This is a genomic window from Shewanella holmiensis (genome assembly GCF_025370255.1).
Classification (GTDB): domain Bacteria; phylum Pseudomonadota; class Gammaproteobacteria; order Enterobacterales; family Shewanellaceae; genus Shewanella; species Shewanella holmiensis.
In genome coordinates this window covers 1-20,960 of record NZ_JAMTCD010000017.1, presented here as the reverse complement: position 1 = coordinate 20,960, position 20,960 = coordinate 1, and the positions used below count along the sequence as shown (strand labels likewise).

16 protein-coding genes and 1 pseudogene are annotated in these 20,960 nt (G+C 42.1%); 3 read left to right on the top strand and 14 right to left on the bottom strand.

From position 1 onward, the window contains the following. Positions 1-11: 11 nt before the first annotated feature. From nqrE to NE535_RS12915, 8 genes are all read right to left on the bottom strand, one after another. Positions 12-620 (bottom strand): NADH:ubiquinone reductase (Na(+)-transporting) subunit E, encoded by a 609-nt coding sequence (gene nqrE, locus NE535_RS12950; protein ID WP_188840797.1) that lies wholly within the window; start codon positions 618-620, stop codon positions 12-14. 2 nt (positions 621-622) lie between these two features. After that, complete coding sequence (locus NE535_RS12945; RefSeq protein WP_261299050.1) at positions 623-1,243, bottom strand: NADH:ubiquinone reductase (Na(+)-transporting) subunit D; 621 nt, start codon at positions 1,241-1,243, stop codon at positions 623-625. Beyond that, a complete protein-coding gene (locus NE535_RS12940; protein ID WP_261299049.1) occupies positions 1,244-2,014 on the bottom strand; it encodes a Na(+)-translocating NADH-quinone reductase subunit C in 771 nt (256 codons plus the stop codon). Beyond that, positions 2,004-3,218: an NADH:ubiquinone reductase (Na(+)-transporting) subunit B gene (locus NE535_RS12935; protein WP_261299048.1), complete on the bottom strand. Its 1,215-nt coding sequence runs from the start codon at positions 3,216-3,218 to the stop codon at positions 2,004-2,006. Before NE535_RS12935 ends, NE535_RS12940 begins: the two co-directional genes overlap by 11 nt. Continuing rightward, entirely contained in the window at positions 3,218-4,594 is a 1,377-nt protein-coding gene (locus NE535_RS12930; RefSeq protein WP_261299047.1) for a Na(+)-translocating NADH-quinone reductase subunit A, read from the bottom strand. The genes NE535_RS12935 and NE535_RS12930 overlap by 1 nt, the downstream gene beginning before the upstream one ends. A 251-nt stretch (positions 4,595-4,845) precedes the next feature. Next, positions 4,846-6,546, bottom strand: coding sequence for a heme ABC transporter ATP-binding protein/permease CydC (cydC, locus tag NE535_RS12925; RefSeq protein WP_261299046.1), 1,701 nt, complete (start codon positions 6,544-6,546; stop codon positions 4,846-4,848). After that, positions 6,543-8,309: a heme ABC transporter permease/ATP-binding protein CydD gene (cydD, locus tag NE535_RS12920; RefSeq protein WP_261299045.1), complete on the bottom strand. Its 1,767-nt coding sequence runs from the start codon at positions 8,307-8,309 to the stop codon at positions 6,543-6,545. The genes cydC and cydD overlap by 4 nt, the downstream gene beginning before the upstream one ends. A 183-nt stretch (positions 8,310-8,492) precedes the next feature. Continuing rightward, positions 8,493-9,557: a DUF3626 domain-containing protein gene (locus tag NE535_RS12915; RefSeq protein WP_261299044.1), complete on the bottom strand. Its 1,065-nt coding sequence runs from the start codon at positions 9,555-9,557 to the stop codon at positions 8,493-8,495. Positions 9,558-9,838: 281 nt separating this feature from the next. On the opposite strand from NE535_RS12915, the gene NE535_RS12910 reads away from it, so the two are divergent. Then, the gene (locus tag NE535_RS12910) at positions 9,839-11,371 is read left to right on the top strand and encodes a DEAD/DEAH box helicase (RefSeq protein WP_261299043.1); all 1,533 of its coding nucleotides are present in this window, start codon (positions 9,839-9,841) and stop codon (positions 11,369-11,371) included. Between the two features lie 146 nt (positions 11,372-11,517). Here NE535_RS12910 and NE535_RS12905 read toward each other — a convergent pair whose 3' ends face one another. Further along, on the bottom strand, positions 11,518-11,892 hold the full coding sequence (locus tag NE535_RS12905; RefSeq protein WP_261299042.1) for a hypothetical protein: 375 nt from the start codon (positions 11,890-11,892) through the stop codon (positions 11,518-11,520). Between the two features lie 164 nt (positions 11,893-12,056). Beyond that, a complete protein-coding gene (locus tag NE535_RS12900; protein WP_261299041.1) occupies positions 12,057-12,779 on the bottom strand; it encodes a putative Ig domain-containing protein in 723 nt (240 codons plus the stop codon). Positions 12,780-13,556: 777 nt separating this feature from the next. Here NE535_RS12900 and NE535_RS12895 point away from each other — a divergent pair. After that, on the top strand, positions 13,557-16,334 hold the full coding sequence (locus tag NE535_RS12895; RefSeq protein WP_261299040.1) for a hypothetical protein: 2,778 nt from the start codon (positions 13,557-13,559) through the stop codon (positions 16,332-16,334). 153 nt (positions 16,335-16,487) lie between these two features. Here NE535_RS12895 and NE535_RS12890 read toward each other — a convergent pair whose 3' ends face one another. Continuing rightward, entirely contained in the window at positions 16,488-16,814 is a 327-nt protein-coding gene (locus NE535_RS12890) for a hypothetical protein (RefSeq protein WP_261299039.1), read from the bottom strand. A 5-nt stretch (positions 16,815-16,819) separates the two neighbouring features. Further along, on the bottom strand, positions 16,820-18,031 hold the full coding sequence (locus tag NE535_RS12885; protein ID WP_261299038.1) for a dicarboxylate/amino acid:cation symporter: 1,212 nt from the start codon (positions 18,029-18,031) through the stop codon (positions 16,820-16,822). A 271-nt stretch (positions 18,032-18,302) separates the two neighbouring features. Between NE535_RS12885 and NE535_RS12880 the strand changes: the two genes are divergently transcribed. Next, positions 18,303-19,235, top strand: a complete 933-nt coding sequence (locus NE535_RS12880; RefSeq protein ID WP_261299037.1) for a dihydroorotate oxidase — start codon at positions 18,303-18,305, stop codon at positions 19,233-19,235. Between the two features lie 239 nt (positions 19,236-19,474). Here the strand turns inward: NE535_RS12880 and NE535_RS12875 are convergent, their stop codons facing one another. Both NE535_RS12875 and NE535_RS12870 read right to left on the bottom strand, forming a co-directional pair. Further along, positions 19,475-20,425 carry a LysR family transcriptional regulator gene (locus NE535_RS12875; protein WP_261299036.1) on the bottom strand — a complete coding sequence of 317 codons (951 nt, stop codon included), beginning with the start codon at positions 20,423-20,425 and terminating at the stop codon, positions 19,475-19,477. Positions 20,426-20,510: 85 nt separating this feature from the next. Then, positions 20,511-20,714, bottom strand: a pseudogene (locus tag NE535_RS12870) (DUF885 family protein); the annotation flags it as partial. Between the last annotated feature and the right edge of the window lie 246 nt (positions 20,715-20,960).

The window sequence follows — 20,960 nt, the reverse complement described above, 5'->3', positions numbered from 1 at the left end:
TTCCCAATGCTTTACAGCGTAATGCCAGCGAAAGACATAAAACCTAATGCCATCAAACCTGTGGTAATAAAGGTAATACCAATACCTTGCAGGCCTTCTGGAATTGCGTTGAACTTCATACGTTCACGTAGTCCCGCCAATAATACAATTGCCACAGCCCAACCCACAGCACTGCCCGCCGCAAATACGGTTGATTCTGCTAAGTTGTAATCACGGTTAGCCATAAAGATAACCCCAGCAAAAATCGCACAGTTAACCGTCAATAGAGGTAAGAAAATACCTAGGCTCTGGTACAAAGTCGGGATGTATCTTTCTAAGAACATCTCTAAAATTTGCACCAATGCGGCAATTACGCCAATGAAGGTAATTAACTGCAAGTAGCTGATATCAAGATCTGCCATGCCAGCCCATGCCAGTGCGCCTGGTGCCAGCACATTGACATAAATTAGCTGGTTGATAGGCACAGCTAACATCATTACCACGATCACTGCGATACCGAGACCAAAAGAGGTAGACACCTTTTTTGATACTGCTAAAAACGTACACATACCCAAGAAAAATGACAGCGCCATGTTGTCTATAAAAGCGGCTTGGATAAAGAGATTAATATAGTGTTCCATGCTTATCCTCGCTTACGTTGAACAACGTTAATGGCCCAAATCATCACACCAATCAAGAAGAAAGCGCTCGGTGGTAAAGTGAACATTTCGTTAGGTAAATACCAACCATCATTTGCGACTGTGGTAAATATTTCGTGACCAAATAACGAGCCTCGGCCTAACAGTTCACGTACAAAGGCAACGCCTAGTAAAATCACGCCATAGCCCATCGCATTCCCTACGGCATCAACTAATGCAAGATGCGGTGGGTATTTCATTGCAAACGCTTCAGCACGCCCCATGATGATACAGTTAGTGATGATCAGACTAACAAAAACAGATAACTGTTTAGATAGCTCATACGCCACATCTTGTAGCACCATATCCACGATAATAACCAAGGAGGCGATCACCGTCATTTGCGCGATAATACGCACGCTGTTTGGAATGAAATTGCGAATGGTTGAAATAATCAGATTAGAAAATACCAACACAAATGTTACCGCAAGGGTCATCACTAATGCGGTTTGCATTGAGTTACTGACCGCAAGAGCTGAACACACACCCAACACCTGCATAGCAACAGGGTTATTCGCAAAAATTGGCGAAGTTAGTATGTCTTTTGTAGAAGTTGACCGACTCATTTACTTCACCTCCGTTTTGGCAAATGTGTGTAAAAAGTTTTGATAACCTTCAACACCAAACCAGAACTCAACCGCTTTTTGAATACCGACACCTGTTCTAGTGGCACCTGAAACGCCATCTACACCGTGTACATCACCCGCTTTAGCGCCGCCTTTAACCACTTTGATGGCTATCTTGCCTTTTTCATCAAAAAGTTTCTTTCCTTGCCACAATGCATTCCATTCTGGGTCAGTCACAAAATCAGCGATACCTGGGGTTTCACCATGTTCATAAAACACAATATTCTTAATGGTGTTTAAATCAGGCTCGACCGCTAAGTAGCCATAAATCATTGACCACAAACCTTTACCGTAGATAGGCATAACAATACTGGTTAGCTCACCCTGGTCATCAAACACTTCAAAAATACGTATCTGATCAGCACGGCTTTTAATTTTGGCAGTGTCTTTTTTCGGTTTGCGTGAAGTTTCAGGATTAATTGCCGCCATGCGGCCATCAAAGTCTAAAATGTTTTCATGCTCGATAAACTGCCCGCTTTCTAAATCCACAAGTTTAGGTTGTACTCGGCTAGTAAATAATTCACGAAAATCACTTGAATTACTTTCAACACCCGCCGCTTTTAACACAAACTGTTGTACTTCATCGCGCTTTTTAACCAGTTTTCTTTCTTTCAAAATTTCGGCCGTGCCAGTAATCATGAAAGAACACACTAAACTCAGGCTGATAATGAAAACCATGGTTCCCATTACCGAATCTTTTTTAAAGGCCATGGCGTTTTAGTCTCCGCTTGATATTGGCTCTCGCTACCAGATAATCGAATAACGGTGCCCATAAGTTGGCAAATAAAATGGCTAACATAATACCTTCAGGCAGCTTCACGTTAAGCACTCGAATCAATACCGTCATAAAACCAATTAATGCACCATAGGCGTATTTAGCGTTACGAGTGTAGGAAGCGGTTACAGGATCGGTTGCCATGAACATCATACCCATCGCAAAACCACCTGTGACCAAATGCCAGGTCCAAGGCATGGTTGCCATCGCATTTTTAGCCGGGCCAAATAAATTAAACAAAATCGCCGTGGCTATCATGCCTAACAACACACCCGCTACCACACGCCAATCCGCCACGCGGGTCATCAGTAAAATACCGCCACCGATTAAAATAGCTAACGTGCTGGTTTCACCAATTGAACCGACGGTAAAACCAAAAAAGTTATCCCACCATAATGGGTCACTCAATGCGCCTATCCAGCTAACATCGGCAAAACTGATTTTATTCGCCGCAGCCAAGCCTAAGGTGGTTGCTCCAGAATAACCGTCTACCGCAACAAACTGACTTATCGCTGCCACTTCTGTTGGGTATGCAAAATAGATAAATGCATATCCGGCTAAAGCAGGATTTAAGAAGTTATATCCCATACCGCCGAACATTTCTTTGGCGACAATAACGCCAAAAGTAATGCCTAACGCCATGATCCATAAAGGAGTCGACACAGGTAAAATCAGCGAAAATAATAACGCGGTAATAAAGAAGCCTTCATGTAACTCCTGACCACGCATTCTGGAAAATATCACTTCCCAAAATAAGTTAACCAGTAAGGCGGTAAGGTAAAATGGTACGTAAAAACTAGCACCGTATGCGAATAAGCTTAATACCCCCGATTCAGACGTTAAGCCTGAAAACAGCATATTAAAAATCGCTAAATGCCATGATGCCGGAGCGGTTGCGCCTTCGATAATCGCAAGTTGAGCCTGCAAACCAATGTTGTACATACCAAAGAAAACAGCAGGTAATAAACACATACCCACAATATGCATAGTACGTTTTACATCAATCGCATCTCTTACATGAACCTGTCCTTTGGTGCTACGACCATGGGCAATCCATAACGAACGCAAATATTTACGCATCGAATCGCCGTGTTCATAATACTTGTCTTGGGCTGACGGTTTTTTAATTGGCTTACTCATTAACCTTCCCTCTCGATAATATCTAGGCAAGCACGTAATTCTTTACCAAAATCATACTTTCCAGGGCAAACAAAAGTACATAACGCGAGATCTTCCTCATCTAATTCCAGTGCACCTAACAGCTGAGCTTCATCGGTATCACGAACCACAAGGTCACGAATAAGTAAGGTTGGTAAAATATCTAACGGCATCACCCGTGCTAACTGACCAAACGCCATCATAGCCCGGGCAGAACCACCAGCATGGGTGGTGAAATCAAATAATTTTTTAGTGCGGCTAAAGCCCGACATCATAATGCCAGTTAGGCTGAACTTATTTTTATCTTTGCGCACCCAAGGTAACAACTCGTGTTTGTCATCTTCAGACAGCACACAAATTTGATTATGGAAACGTCCTAAATAATCATAAACACCAGATGCGGTGTGGCCGTTTAGCACACTACCAGACACGACTCTAGAGTGGATATCTTTGATTTTAGCTGTCACGATAGGCGTTAGTTGCGCGCCTAATTGAGTACGAATTAAACGCGGTTCAAGCACGTTAGGGCCAGAAAAAGCCACCACGCGATCTGTATATAACTCACCGGTTAAAAATAATTTGCCGTAGGCAATGACATCTTGGTAACCCAAATGCCAAACAGGACGTTCAACGCTAGCTGGTAATAAGAAATGGATATGCGTACCGACTAATCCCGCTGGGTGGACGCCATTAAACTGATGAACAGATACCTGCTTTAACTTGGCTGCAGCTTCAGTACTGAGCAAGGAGGTCTGGTCGTCCTGGCACAGAAAAACCTGACCTTCAGTTAAATAACTCAGCACTTGCAACCCTGCTTCAAACGCCTGAGTTTGCTCAGCAATAATAACGCGAGGATTTGCCGCGAGTGGATTTGTGTCGATTGCGGTGACAAATATGCCCGCTGGCTGGCTGTCTAACTGAGGCACTCGTGAAAATGGACGAGTACGTAATGCTGTCCATAAGCCACTGTCGACTAAATTATCAACCACTTGCTGACGAGACAGTTGGCTTAAGTCATCATAGCGAGTAAAGCTTTTAGCTTGCTGCACTGGGTCGCATTCAATCACTACAGCTTGCAACACACGCTTTTCACCGCGTTGTATCGCGCTAACTTTGCCGCTAGCTGGCGCTGTAAATTTGATCCCAGGGGTTTTCTTATCTTCAAAAAGCGCTTGCCCTTTGATGACATGATCACCTTCCTCAACCAACATGGTAGGTTTGAGGCCTACATATTCTTCACCTAATAAAGCTACGGTCGTGGCTTTTTCACCGTCAAACACTTGCTGAATAGGTTCGCCAGCAATAGGCACATCCAAGCCGCGTTTAATGGTTATTATTTGGTTTGAAACACCTGCCATTAGTATCACCATCAAGAAAAATTCGATGAGTAATTTTAAATCTTTGTTAATGCTAATGTACGAACCCAGATCACACTAACGAGGTATTGTGTAATTTTAAAACATGATAATTGGAGACTATTGTGAAGCAGATCACTTGTGGGGCTAAAGAATACAAAAAAATGTCATTTTTACTACAAAAACAATATTCACCTCGACAGGTAAAATACTATCGCCTAAACCCCAAGATTAAAGGCTTAGGCGATTCATTCTTAACACGGTAAATGAAAGCGCTGTAACTTCCCATCAATAAGCTGATAACAGGCATCCATTTGATTGAGTGCTGTGGTTCGGTGGCTTATCATCAATACGGTTTTATGTTCGGCAAACGCAAATAAAGTGGATAGAATTTCCCGTTCAGTGCGCTTATCTAAACCTTCGGTAGGCTCATCAAGCAGTAATAATGGCGCATCACGAAGCAGTGCTCTTGCCACGCCAATACGGCGTTGTTCACCGCCGGATAACTGCCTGCCCCCCTCACCCATCCACATGTTTAATGGCTTATCTCCAATTAACAAATGACCTAAGCCAACTTGTGACAGCACCTGTTTCAATTGGTCATCGTGTGCAGAACGTTTTTCATTAGCGATATAAGGTAATGCCAAAACTAAATTGTCCCGCAAAGTACCACTAAAGAGGTGCACTCTTTGGCTGACTACCGACATTGCCGCACGAAGATTCGCTTCACTGTAATCGGCAATTGGCTGACCATCTAAAAGTATGGCGCCTGAATTTGATTGCCATTCACGGGTGATCATATTCAACAAACTGGATTTACCGCAGCCTGTTTTACCTAAAATAGCCACTTTCTCTCCAGCGGCTAAAGTAAGATTGACCCCTTGTAATATTGGCTGATTTTGTTGGTAACCAAAATGCAAATTGCTGATATCTAATGACCCTGTTTGGGCAATAAGATGCTGCCCTGTCACAAACGGCACCGCAGGAGCCTGCTCAGTCAACGCACTAACGCGCTGGGCTGCTAATACGGTACTTGATAAATGTTGGAACGCTCCGGCGACTGGCATCATCATTTCTAAACAAGCCATAGTGGCAAACACCACCATAGCAAACAGGGGCCCTGGAGGTACGGCATTACCAACACCTTTAGCGGCAACATATAACATCAACAAAACCGCAAAACCATTGGTGAGAATTAAGATAGCCTGGCTTAATCCGGTAATTTTCGCCATGGTCAATTGACTGCTAAAAAAGCGATGTTGCTGTTGATAAATTCGGCCTAAGTAGCGTTGATTTGCTGCAAATAAACTTAACTCAGCCTGCCCTTGGATCACATCAAGCAGCTGCACTCTAAGCTTTTGCTTTGTTTCGATTAACGCCTGACCTGGCGCTTTACCTAATCGATAAAAAATCGTCGGTAATACCAGTAAAACCAGCAGTAAAAAACCACACAGGGTTAACGCTAAACTGGGGTCAAACCAGGCAATAAATAGGTATAACGCCGCTATCATTAATAATGATGCACTCATTGGGATCAGCAAGCGTAGATACAGATGGTCTAAGGTGTCGATATCGGCGACTAATCGATTCAGTAAATCACCTTTTCTGAGACCCTGTAAGTTGGCGGCACTAAGAGGTAATAACTTTTGCCACGCCCATACGCGTAATTCAGTTAATAACTTAAATGTTGCCTCATGGGTGGCTAAACGCTCACCATATCGACTTGCTGTGCGCGCTATTGATAGAAAACGCACGCCACCTGCTGGGGTGAAAAAATTAAACGATTGTGCCGTCAGTACCGTTAAACCAGCAACCGCTGTCGCAGATAAAAACCACCCAGATAAGGATAACAATCCGACCCCAGCCAATAGGGTAATAAAGCTCAGCAACAAGCCCGTTATCATCATTAACCACTGGCGACGGAACAGTTTTAGAAAAGGAAGCAAGACCTTCATACGTTGGCCTCCTGTTGCTGCAACTGATAGAACTTGCCCTGTGCGGCCATTAATGAGGTGTAATTCCCCTGCTCAATCAACAACCCTTTATCAAGCACAATAATGTTATCAAACCCCGTCAATTCTTCGAGCTTATGGGTCACCATAATGGCAGTGTTATCGGTAATGGCTTGCGATAGCGAGACCATCACGGCCTCGGCACTTTGTTCATCTAAACTGGCTGTCGGTTCATCTAATAAAAAAACACTAGCTTGTTGACTTAACGCTCTGGCCAGCGCGATACGTTGAGCTTGACCGACCGACACACCAGATGATTGATCGCTAATCATCGAATACAAGCCTTGAGGATGTTGCTTTACAAAATCGGCAACTTGCGCTTTTTCAAGTAAGTTAATGATCGAGGACTCACTCATATCAGGCCGTCCTAAAGCGACATTTTCGGCAATCGTGCCATGAAATAGCTGTGGGTCCTGACCAAGCCAAGCAAGATGCTTACGCCAATGCGCCATGCTGATAGCGTTAAATGGTTGACCATTAATCAGCAATTCGCCCTTGTAGGGTAAAAAACCCAACAGTGCCTGTAACAGACTGGTTTTACCTGCACCGCTAGCACCAACAACTGCAACATGCTGCCCAGCCTTAATACTAAATGACAAGGGTCCTAGCAAACACTGACCATCTAAACTCATTACCTGTAAATTATTGGCCACTATGTCGACTTTATTAAGATCAATCATCTCATTGCCGGATTGAGCCGCGGTATGGGTTAGCGGGTAATCAAGTAATTCCACTAATGACTCTGCCGCACCAATGGCTTGTGCTTTAGCATGGTAATGGGTGCCTAAATCTCTCAGCGGCTGGTAAAATTCGGGAGCTAAAATCAACACGAACATACCGGTAAATAAACTAATTCCTAAGCCATAATGGCCAAAATCTAAATGGTCTAGATAACTGAAACCAAAATAAACTGCTAGTACGGCAATGGATAACGCGGCAAAAAACTCTAATACGGCTGAGCTTAAAAAAGCTAAACGTAAAACCGACATAGTGCGACTTCTAAAATCTTCTGATGCTTGATGAATTTGGGTTACTTCCGCTTCGCCACGATGAAATAACTTGATGGTACTTATCCCTTGTAAGCGATCCATAAAGTGACCACTTAAACGGCTTAATGCGGTAAAGTTTTTACGGTTGGCATCCGCAGCGCCCATTCCCACTAAAATCATAAACATTGGGATTAACGGCGCCGTGCCTAATAACACTAAACCCGCAGCCCAATTTAACGGAAATACCACCACTAAAATACACAGAGGGATGAATGCAGCTAACATCATTTGCGGCACATACTTACTGTAAAAATCATGTAAATCTTCAACTTGTTCAAGCACAATGCTAGCCCAGGCACCTGCAGGTTTACCTTTAATAAAAGCGGGGCCTAATGCAACTAACTTATTTAGCACGGCTTGTCTTATATCTTGTCGTAATCGCTTACCCGCCTCAAAGCTAAATCGTTCTCGCCCATAAGCTAAACCGGCTCGAATAATTAGCAAGGTAGCTAAGCCGATAAAATAAGGCATTAATTGATTAACGGGTAGCTCGGCCATAATCACGCCCTGTAAAATTTGGGCTATGCAATAGGCTTGAGCAATGATGGCTGCACCGTTAAGTAAACCACATAGGATGGCGAGCTTAAGATAAATACCACATGCAAATTGCTGAGACTTAAGCCATTTAGCTAATGACTTTTCTAACGACTTATCCATGAAACTCCAACAACATTTCTTGATGCCTAACCATAAAAGGGGCAATAGATGACATCAATGAAAACAGATTATTAACAAGAGAAAGTAGCGTGTTAGCAAGCAGTATCGCAGTAGTAGCCTATCTAATACAGTTGAGCAATTAATAATGTTAACTGCCGCACAGTTTATGATAAGTACCCTTAATCAATCTAAGGGGATTGCACCGTATTTTACCAATACATGCCATAGCAATTTTAAATCTTGGATTTTTTTAGCATGACTGGAGCGCTCGCTCCAACTGGTAGGCTGTTTGCATAAGGCATAAGCCGCCTCACCAATTATCGCAGCATTGATAAGCTGTTCTTGCGCCACAGCATGTGCCACATTCGGCATGTTTGCGCCACGAAAATCACTCGGCACGGCATCAAGCGATAATTGATACCCCCCATGCCAAGCTAATTGGATATCATACTCATCGCATAAAGCTTGTAACGATTCACCAACTTGAGTTTGTTTAAAACTGGGATCTGCCACTAGCATATCAATATCATCATCTAACGATACTTCACCATGAATTTGAGCTTCAATATAATGGTCAAGGTTACAGCTAGGCTGTCGCTTGAAGCGACCTTCTAAAGAGTCAGCTAATTCAGTCACTAAATGATCGATCAATAAGCTTGGTTTCAACCCTGTGATCCCCAAAGCATAATGGCGCTCAAAGCTTTCACTTAATAACGCCGCCAACACGGCGTCAAAACAATTAATGGTGCCTTTCTCTTTAGGTAGACGATAAGAATCCATATAGCTAAAAGTACAACGAGACAATATTTGTGGACGGGTGACAAAATAGCAACTGCCAAAGCGAGGCGCTGGGCCCAATGCACATAACCCTAAATCTAAAGCGCCATATTTAGGGCGATGTTTAATTCCTGAATAACATTGGCCAAAAAGCTGGTTTTCCCAATGGTCTCGTGGGCCGCCTAACTCTGGTGAAAGTTGGCCGTTGGAAATATGTGTCTCAAACTGACTTTTGTAGTGGCCATCTTTAATCAAGCCATCAACCACTTTTAAGCCGCGACTGTCTAATCTATCAGGGTGAAAATGCAATGCCACGCGCCCATACTGCGTTAATTGGCGCATGGCCACTTGTAAGGTTTGGGTAGAAATATTAGACATTAACAGCACATTTTTAATTAGCGCATGGGCAGGATCGCGAAGTCCTAAGGCGATTTTTTCAATATGTGTGAGTGCCGCTAATTTTGAAGTCATTGATGCCTTAATAGAAAATAAGATTAAATAAACGTGAAATAAACCACAGTGAATGCACAATAATCAAAAATCACATCACAGCAAATAGGTTTTAAAATGCACCAAGTAATTCATTGTATGCAATATTGCGCCATTTCGCACTGATGATTAACACTTTTTCACCCTCTACTTCAATGTGTTTTGATAGCACTAGTAGGGCTTTTCAGGTAAGATGCACGCCCGCCGATATTGGCCACCTTTAATATATTTAACAACTTAGGTTGTTAATTGAGATGTAATCTATGAGTTTTGAAAACCTAGGACTAAGTGCTGCAATTTTAAAAGCAGTTGCCAAACAAGGTTACGACACCCCATCCCCTATTCAAGCCCAAGCCATTCCTGCAGTGTTAAAGCGTCAAGACGTTATGGCTGCAGCTCAAACTGGCACAGGTAAAACCGCGGGATTTACACTACCAATCCTCGAATTATTATCTCAAGGTACTCCAGCTAAACGCGGGTATGTGCGTACTTTGGTGTTAACGCCCACCCGTGAACTTGCGGCGCAAGTACAAGAAAGTGTAGCAACTTACGGTAAACATTTACCGCTTAAATCGGCCGTAGTATTCGGCGGCGTTTCTATTCAGCCTCAGCTTGCTGCATTAAAAAACGGTGTGGATATTCTGGTTGCCACGCCTGGCCGCTTATTGGATTTATACCAACAGCGTGCAATTAACTTTGATCACCTTGAGATCTTAGTACTTGATGAAGCCGATCGCATGCTAGATATGGGCTTTATTCGTGACATTCGTAAAATTTTGTCTTTTTTACCGGCGAAGAGACAAAACTTGATGTTTTCAGCGACATTTTCGGATGACATCCGCGAATTAGCCAAAGGTCTGGTAAACAACCCAGTTGAAATATCGGTCACGCCAAGAAACAGCACAGCCAACAGCGTTGAGCAAAGCATTTATGCTATAGATAAAACCCGTAAATCAGCTGCATTAATTGAACTTATTAAGATCAATGACTGGCATCAGGTGTTAGTGTTTTCTCGCACCAAACATGGCGCTAATCGGTTAGCCAAAAGTTTAGAAACCGCAGGCATTTCAGCCGTTGCGATCCACGGTAATAAAAGTCAAACTGCACGAACTAAAGCGTTAGCTGATTTTAAACGTGGCGCGGCACAAGTGATGGTTGCCACCGATATCGCAGCGCGCGGTATTGATATTGACCAACTACCCTTTGTCGTTAACTTCGACCTACCTCAAGTGCCTGAAGACTATGTTCACCGTATTGGCCGTACTGGTCGTGCTGGAGCATCAGGTCAGGCGGTTTCGTTAGTCAGCGAAGAAGAAGGCAAATTATTACGTGAAATTGAAAAACTGATTAAACGTCAAATTTCCCGTAATGTTTTACCAGGATTTGAAGCCAACTTTAATCTTGCTGACACCCAACTAACTAGTGGCGCAGCTAAAAAGTCGACTGGTCGTTCAACGAATTCACGCACAAAAAGCTCTGCCTCTGGACAGGATAATAAAATCCACCAAAGAAGAAGCAATAAGGGTGAGCAAAAAAGCCAGGGTGGTCATTCAACCTCTGAAAGTGCTGCAACAAACAACCGTCCTCCAAGACGCCAAAAACCATTGGTTGATTTAGGACCTAAGTTTGCTAACAGAGCGCAAACACCCAAATCAACTGAGCCCGCAACTGATAATAAAGCCAGCAAAACAAGAAACCCGAAGCCACAAAAAGCGCAAACTGCTGAGGGTGTGGCTTCAACGCAAAAAGTTGATCCTTATGCTAATGCAAGATTAAAGCTAAAGTCGAAAGAATAAGCTAAGTTAATTGATGCATTGAATCGCAAAAAATGAACTAAAAATGGAGGCGATAGGCCTCCATTTTGTGATCAAGCATGATTAATTTTACTCGCTTAACCGCCTAAAATGTCCTTTATGCGTGAACTGACGGATAAACCTCAAACCTATTTATCGCTATGAGCTGAAATGGTCACTCGTTCTTGATTAGATAAACGTATTTCAACGCCATCAACTGTGGTTATTTTTCTCAGTTGAATATCTTTTTTACGCACTTGATATTGGGTCGACATGGCCTCAATCGGCGAGCTAATTTGCACCGTCACAATACGATTGTCGTCGTACCAATTCCATCCCCACAATGCTGCCGTAGCCAACATAGAGAACGCAATTACCCCATATATAACCACTTTGTTAAATAGAGGATGTCGTGCCTCACTGGCAATAACTTGCTGTGTTTTACTGGGAGGTTTCCTGCCGCGACGTAAATAAAATAACGCCACAATAATCACCAATAGTGTTACTAAAATTTTGGTTAGCACAAACAACTCCTTCTTATAAGAAGTCCTATTGTACATAAAAATCATCACAATACTGTGACCGCTACAGACATAAAAAAAGGCCGACAATCCTGTCAGCCTAAAACAACCAAGCCTCGCTAAACACTTAATCGTTGATGGAACTTATAATTATATTAGGTAATTGCTTATTTAAAACGTACTGCACCACGCTGACGTACCGCTGCAGCAAGCATGATGAGTAACCATCCTATCCCCATAGCTCCGCCACCACTGCTATTATCTGGGGCAACAACGGGAGGTAGCACTACTGGCGCAGCTGCGACCGTTAATGTAAATGTACTTGATACCGAGTATTCAGCATCGCTAGCTGTAACAACCACTTCAAACGTACCCGCTTGGGTTAAGGTGCCTGCTAACGTCATGCCATCAATGCTTAATGTATCTAAGCCAGACACGCTATAAGTCAAAGCGTCATTTTCGGCATCAGCAAATACACCCGTTAAATCAGCACTGAAAGCAACGCTGCCTGCTTCAGTTAGCTGAGTTTCAACATCGATAAGTGGATTAGCGACTGTTGGAGCGGTATTAACAGGTACTTCAACTGGTGCTAAGCCTTCAACTTTAATCAATGTGCCACCGACATTTCGCACAAGATTTGTGGTTGTCCCAAGCTCAAATAGCCCGTAATACACCTCACCTTCTTCTAAAGGCAACAATGTTTGGCTTGCATCAAAATAGCCATTAACCTTCAGAGTCACATCAAAAGCTTCGTCTTGTGCAACACTGGTTGGCGCTTCAATATCAAAGCTATTTAGTTTCGCTGACACGCTATCAACAATTTGTCTCGCTTTGAAGCCAATGGTGGCCTGTAAGTGGCTATCACTCATGCTGCTGTCAGCATTTTTCAAGTTAATATAACCATGCCCCCATTCGTCAACTAGGTTAACGTTTGCAGTCGCTTTAATGGTTAACTCGATAGATTCGCCAGCATTTAATGAAAATTGAGATGGGGTAACTTGAAAACTGAAGCCCTCATTTAAATACTCATAATCCGCAGTCCAACTACTTCATGCCACCCGCACCGGCATCTCTGACAATAATCCCCTTACGAACACGCGCGTTAAGGCCACGCTAACACTTAAAAAGTCATTGGCTATGTTAAAAGCGGTGAATCTTGTTAATTTAACCAAGCTCATCGACATGACGGTTATTTGATTAGGGCTGTTCATTTTGTAATCCACAACCGCCCTAATGATTCAATAGATGTAAATTTATACAGACATTTTTGTGGTTTTTACAACCACAAAAAATGATAATGACTTGTTAAAAAATTTGAACAAATTGTCACAATTGGTTATCTTGTGCCCTGCGAAGGAAGTGCGTAATCAGTATTTTTACGCTGGCTAATAAAAAGAATCAGAAAAAGTGGTCATGGAAGATGTTAAGCAGAGTAACAATTTGTAAATAATACCCTTCTGAATTTTTGAGTTTTTCCTCTTACGTCATAAAGCTTCAAAGACATCAGGACATAATTTCTGAATATTTACTTCTGCAGAATACAGCATTAGTAATTACTAATTTAACTGACAAGGCCTTAGCGTTAGTAACACTGACATAGGTGTTAATAGCGATAAAAAACAATAAATAAAATTTATCGGCCACAGATTTTTCAAGGGTGAATAACAATGAACGAAGCTAGTCAACCTAGCCAACAAAATACGATTATCGAAGAAATTAAACATCGCGTATTAGAAGTTGACGCCCTTCGAAATGGCACTAAGCACCCTGAAGAAATTGAATTACCGCTTGATTATATTGCGGCATTAGATGAAATCACGACTATTGAACGTGAAGAAATTGAAGATATCGCTCGCGATGTGATTGCCAAACATAAAAATATTACCCGTATTATTCCGCAAAAAAAGCAGAAAAATAAACAGCGCGACATGAACCAGTGGCTAATTAATATCTCGCTGTTATTGATTGTCAGTGTGGCAGTTAAAGTATTATTTCTCGATGACGGCAGCCCTAAAGACCCTAATGAAAAATCCTTCGCCACGAAAATAGCCTCGACCGATTTCAATGCATTACAACAGGATGCAAGCGATGTATTTAGTGATGTCGCCCACTCTGTCGAGACGTTAATCCCTAACCTAGATGCAATTCCAGACTTACCTTTCACTTTAGATGATATGCAAGACTCAGCAGCATCGACCTTTTCCTCAATTGTGCAATCGACCCAAGATTTATTCCTAGATGATGAAAGAGCATCAAGCGAGCCAGCAGAGGTTAGCGCAAACCCACTAATTGCTGTAGAAGTATCCTCTTTAGAAGGGCCTGCTATACAAGAGTCTGTTTCTACAATAACCACTTTAACAGACGTTATCACGGCGACCGACGCCTTAGCACTTAACAATAGCGCCGCAGATTCAGATGAGATTAGGCCAACTGCAGATGCTCAACCGGTTGTTGCACTTGAGAATACTCAACCAACTGAAATTGACATAGCCACATTAGAAGCTGCAAACAAAGCAATTGAAACTGCAATGACCAAAGGCACAACCATTGCCGAAGAGTTGAAAAAAGTCGACTTAATCGATACTCAAGAGTATGCCAAGGTTATAGCCAATCTCGAATCAACAAACAGTATCGAATTAACAGAAAATGTTGAATTAACAGAAAGCTTGATGGTTACAACCAAACCTGCTGATACCTTCGTTCCAAGCAAATTGGAGGTAAAATCAGAAGAAATACAACCCCTTGTATCTGACAATGTTTCGAATCAAATAGCTCAAACAACTCAAGTTCATTCTGACGATTCGAAAACGATTCAACCTGAAACTTTAGAGTCGGTTTCTATTCAGACTAATGGAACTGAGCCAATTAAAATCACTTCCGCTGAACCTGTTATTGAGTCAACCACCCTGGTCGCTTCACAAGCTTTACCTGCTAAAAGTCTGGACAATGCCCCCAGAACCCCCATCGAGAAACAAGCATCTGAAATCGCTTCGACAGCATCAGATTCAGATATATCTGAAGTCTCTGAAGAATATTTAACATCGAGAATGATACCTGAAACCGGCTTATTAACAGCGCTAAAACACGCTTTTGGGCAATTAGCGAATATAAAAGATTTGCCATCATCACATACTGTATTGGCTAACGACTCTGTCATCGAAAAGACTTCAGCAGACAAAACTGAGGTAGCTGAGATTATCGAGACCTCTATCGCCGCTAGTAACATGTCTTCAGAAGACGTCATGAATCACAACGCGATAAATAGTGACGTGATAACTAGTGACGTGATAAATAGTGACGTGATAAACATTGACCCAGAAGCAGTGACGCCTGTGGACATTGTTACAGCTAAAGTGGTTGACGTTCAGGTTCAAGTGGATGAAGAGATTGTTAAAAAGACTGAAATAGCTAATGTGGCTGAGAATATAGAAGTTGCTAACATTAGCTTGCTAGAGGTTACCGATACAGCCACGCTTTCAGAGTCGCCATCGGCGGCACAAACCGTGGCATTGGTAGAGCCTCAAGTAGTAGAAGAAGCAAGCATTGCTACAGTGGGTAACTCTCGGCCAATTTCAACTGCGCCGATGGAACAATGGATAACAGAAACACCAGCCTTATCAGAGGTAAATACTCAAGAATTACCATCGAATGGCAAAGTAACCACAAAGGCTGACATATATTCTCCAGAAACAACGATTGCAGCTAGGCCCATTTCGACTGAACCCGAAGTATTCGCAGATTCATCAGCCACAAGTGCTGCCGAAAAAACACCTATGGTTGCCGCAGAAAAAACAACTATAACAATAACTGAAACCGCGAGAAGCAAACAACCTCAAAGTGGCACACAAGTATTGCGTGTGACACTCGGTTCAGATGATGCTATAGATGAAGTGACCGAAAAGATTATCGCCGCCCAACAAGCGCCACAAAGCAGTAGCACAGCAGATGACAACATTAATTCAGCGTTCGTTGTAGCAGCATCAAAACCCGCCGCATCAACCCAAACGACTCAAACTGCGACTAAAATTAATGCTCCTACGCCATCAAAAGGCGCTAGCTATAATGGTTTAAATCTTAAGTTACAGCTCAATTCTATTGTCGATTTATCACAATTGGCAAAAATGTCGGTTGCAGATTTTTATTCTTACCAAGCAAGGTTACCTAAACCAGCTGACAAAATTGATTTACCGATTAATGATCTTAAAGCGCATCCCTTAATTAGTGATATTTTCTTGTCAGAACAAAGTGATGTGGTTGTAAAACTGGCAAAATATTATGGTGAAGGCTCGCAACTGACTTTTACTCCTAGCATAGCCAGTGATGGTAAATTTATTAACTGGAAGTGTAATGCCAATATCGACCCCGCATTACTCACGGGTCCTGGAGAGTCACCTTGCCAATTGAGCAAAAGTGCAGCTTTACCTGCAGTAAATACCAAGCTGTAAATACCAAGCTAAAAATAGCAAGCTAAAAATAGCAAAGGCATAAGCTTGCGCTTATGCCTTTATTTTTGAATAAATTTAGCTGAGTATTTAAGACTAAATAACACGCACCTAAATTGACGATTCCCCCTCCCGCAGACCTTAGCGCGTGATCAACTAATGATTTTCCATGCTTTCACATTGATAACCTTGACGCATTGAGTCAAAACGGCAGCGCAAGCCACATTGCCATGGTGCCTGATCAAATTTATCCGATAAGCTAGTCGCAAATAATTTGCAGGATGAATAATCCTCAAATCCATCTTCCATCTCATACTTTGCCGATTCATAGCCATTCTTATAAATGAATGCGGTCCAGGTTTCTGGCGACGTTTGTTGATGGCTTTGGTTTATGTTGTACACAGCAATTGATGCACTCAAAAGTAAAACAACGACAAAAATAATAGCCGGCAAGTTGTTGGTTTTATGGATATCTGTATTCATAAAGCTCATTCTGCTTGGTTTAAATAATGTTTACCGTTAAGTCGCTCAATAATTTGTGTCGCCGTTAAATCATGTACCACATTAATGACGGTAGAAGCGGCATCGGTAATAGCCCCGAGCACAACTAAAATAGGGATGACTTCCAAAGGCAAACCGAGTGTTGTCACAATAAAAATCTCGCCCAAAAATGCCCCACCGGGTACACCGCCAATAATGAACGCCGATAACACCGAAATAAGCACAGTAATCATAAATATATCGGCACTGAAATCTAAACCGAGTAAAGAATAAATGAAGACAATTTTTAATGCGGTGATCATCGCCGCACCGCCTTTATTCAAATTAACCAACAAGGGCAAGCTAATTTCACTGATTTGTTCATTAAGACCCATTTTATTGGCGCTGCGAATGGTGATAGGTAACGTGGCTAATGATGAACTGGTACCCAAAGCAGTCACTGCGGGTTCTAACATATTTTGCCAAAAGCGTTTTACACCATCAACACCACCACCCAGCCAGGCATAAAAGGTTGATCCAATCGTTAAATATAATGCCGTTGCCAACAAGAATAAACCCACTGCGCGTGCAAATGTGCCCATTAACTCTGCATCCTGGCTCGCCATTGTCGAGGCAAAATAAGCACCTAAACCAATGGGGGCGGCATACATTAGAATAGCGATAATCTTCATAATGACCGTGTTCAAGCTATCGAGTAAATCAGCAACTTTACGCCCATCATCACCAGATTGTCCTATAGCAATCCCGCTGATCACCGACATAATAATTAACGCCAGAATGTTTGATTTTGATAGCAAACCCACAAAGTCATTAGTGGTCAGTAAACTGACAAAATCCATCGTACCACCAGCGTTATCAAGGGTTTCAGCCAATTCCAACGTGACACCTTGAGCGGGATCAAATGCCGATGCCAGCAAGATAATGCCGACGGCGGGAATAATCGCCATTATGATTGATACCGCCATAATCGAAATCAAAATAGCACCTAACTTTTTTAAATCTGTCATTCTGGCAATAGAAGACATCACACTAACAGCCACTAATGGCACAATGATCATAAAGAGTAAATTAAGGAAAATCTGCCCTATGGGTTTTAATCCGAGAGCAAATTCAGGCTGCCATAACCCTAATGCGCCACCGAACATCAAAGCCGACAGTAATATAATTGATGATTGATAAGCGCGAAGCGTGTTCCACATGACGTGTCCAGAATAAAAGTGAATATCAAGACTAACTTAAGTGAAATTTACCCATAGTACAATTGTATTAGTGAACAAGATGAAATTGAGATAATTGGATGATTAAACTCAACCAATAGTGGAGCGAAAGATGCCCTTTAGCAAAAAAGAGCACCAGTTAACAGTTTCAGATATCGTCCTAAAAAATTGATCAATTCATTGCTCTGAATCAATACCTAGGACGCAATGCAAAAATACTATTCACCCCACCCTACAAATCAATAAAAACCATATGCCTATCGACCTATCTACCCAAATTGCAGGGGTCAAACTGCAAAGCTACCTAATGAACGCCTCAGGACCACAATGCACGACATTTGATGAACTTAAACGTATTGCTCATTCAAGCTCAACGGCCATTGTGACTAAATCATGTACCCTGATGCCACGTGAGGGTAACCCTGAACCTAGGTATCAAAACTTGCCATTAGGCGCCATTCAATCAATGGGATTACCTAACTTAGGATATCAAGCATACCTTGATATGGTTCCAGCACTAAAAGCATTGAATAAGCCGGTGGTAGTCAGCATTGCTGGATTTAGCATTAGTGACAATATTGAAATGATTATCGCCTTTCAAAATAGTGCAGTTGATTTAATAGAAGTCAATTTTTCTTGCCCAAACATTCCAGGCAAAGCCCAGATTGCTTATGATTTTGAACAAACAGATCAAGCGTTAGCCGCCATTACGGCGCTGGGAAACAAGCCCATCGGCATCAAACTTGCGCCCTATTTTGATATGGCGCATTTTATTGCTGTCGCTAATATCATTAAAAAGTACCCAGTGAAGTTTATTACCTGCATTAACTCTATCGGTAACACCTTAGTGATTGACCCTTATACCGAGCAACCTATCATCAAACCCAAAGGGGGCTTTGGCGGCTTATGTGGTGATTATGTCAAACCGATTGGACTGGCCAATGTCAGGGCCTTTAGGGAATTACTGGGAAATGACGTTAGTATTATTGGTGTCGGCGGAATTAAAAGTGGCACAGATGCATTTGAATACTTACTGGCTGGGGCCGATGCCGTGCAGATTGCCACCAGCTTAGAGAAAGAAGGGCTTGGATGCTTCGCTAGAATTGAACATGAGCTTAAAGCGTTTATGGCCACAAAAGGCTACACGCAATTAAGCGATGCGAAAGGTAAGCTAAAACCACTATAGTTAAGATTTACTGGCCTGTCAGGTATGAGCCAAAAAATGCCGATGTACTTAACGCATATCGGTATTTCAAGTTATTGTGTGTTTTGTCTCCAAGACTGATCAAAATAGATCTTAATGTTAAGCCAAAGTCGTGCCCTGTTTGTTATTTTTGTTTTTATCATTCGTGCTGTTTGGGTTAGCTATTCAACCGCAATACAGTAATAGATAACGCTGCTTTTCATTACTAAAAAGGCCTGAGGTTATTTATAGCTATTTTTATAATCAGGAACATAATCAACCCAAAATGGAGGTGTGCCTATGTAGTTTTGCACCGCATTAATAAACTCACTCACAAGTTTAGTCGGCTTTCGATGTGGGTAAATGGCATAAATACCAGTATCGACGGTAGATAAGCCATAGCCGGTGAGTAAAAGCGCTAACTTAGCCTCACTAAGTGGTTTATCTAAATTGAACAAATCGATCATGGCATAGCCTAATCCATCTGTAACTGCCTTGATTAATGTGCGCATATCGCTGACGCAAAAATTGCTCTGCATTTTATAGGTCTTATACCCATCAAAGTCAGGTGGCGAGCTGATCGACATTTGATCTAAACGAACATTGCCATTGCTATACACCACCGCAGGTAATCTTACTAACTCTTCAGGGGTGGTCGGTTTACCATGTTGGGCAATAAAGTCTTCTGAGGCAATAATCGCAAAATGGGTTTTGGCTATTTTTCTGGCGATCAAATTAGACTCAGTTAACTTTCCCAATCTGAATGCCACATCAAAGTGCTCAGAAATGATATCGACCCGCTTATCGTCTAATAGCAAGGCTATATTAACATTCGGATATTGCTTCATAAACTGGCTGATGACGGGCTGTAAGTATTGCTGGCCAAAGTTAATCGATGAGGTAATACGGATATTGCCTCTAGGTTCAGATTGATGGGCGTCGGCAATATTTTGAATTTGAGTTAAGGTTTCCATCAACACTTTGGTTTGCTCAACAATATCTTTACCGGCTGAGGTTAAGGCAAAGGTACGAGTTGAACGATTAAGCAATTGCACACCTAAATCGGCTTCTAACTTCTTTATTTGCTTTGACAGTAACGAGTTATCCATATCATGCAAGGCTGCAGCTTTGCTAAAAGATCCTTGTTGTACCACATCTAAAAATAACCCAAGCCCTTTGGTTAATGTCGACATACATCCCAGCCATAAAAAGAAAACCAGTTGTCATTCAACTGGTTTTATCGGTTTATTTCAAGTTAAGTCTGTGAGTTATTTGAAGCTAAGTTGACGCCTTTTGTTTAGCGGCAATATAACTGTCGATAACACGTTCCAGTAAATCTAACGGCATAGCGCCATTTTTCAATACCGCATCATGGAACTCACGCAAGTCAAACTTATCACCTAAACTGTCTTTGGCTTTTTGGCGTAAGGACAAAATTTTCATCATGCCCACTTTGTAAGATGTCGCTTGCCCAGGCATAACTTTGAACTCTTATTGGTTAAATCTAGGCGAATAGCGATTTGAAAACTCAGGCCGGTAACAAGCCCCCCTGTTTGTCATTCGGTTTATCTGTGATGTTTCTGGCCGCAGTTTTATGCCGCCAGTTGTGTCGATGTACATTAAAGTCTGAAACTGGACAATAAAGATTGAAACTAAGACAACAAAGTTCGAAATTTTATGAGGAGTTTAAGCTGGTAAAACTCACAACTGCAAAACTTCTCTAGCATA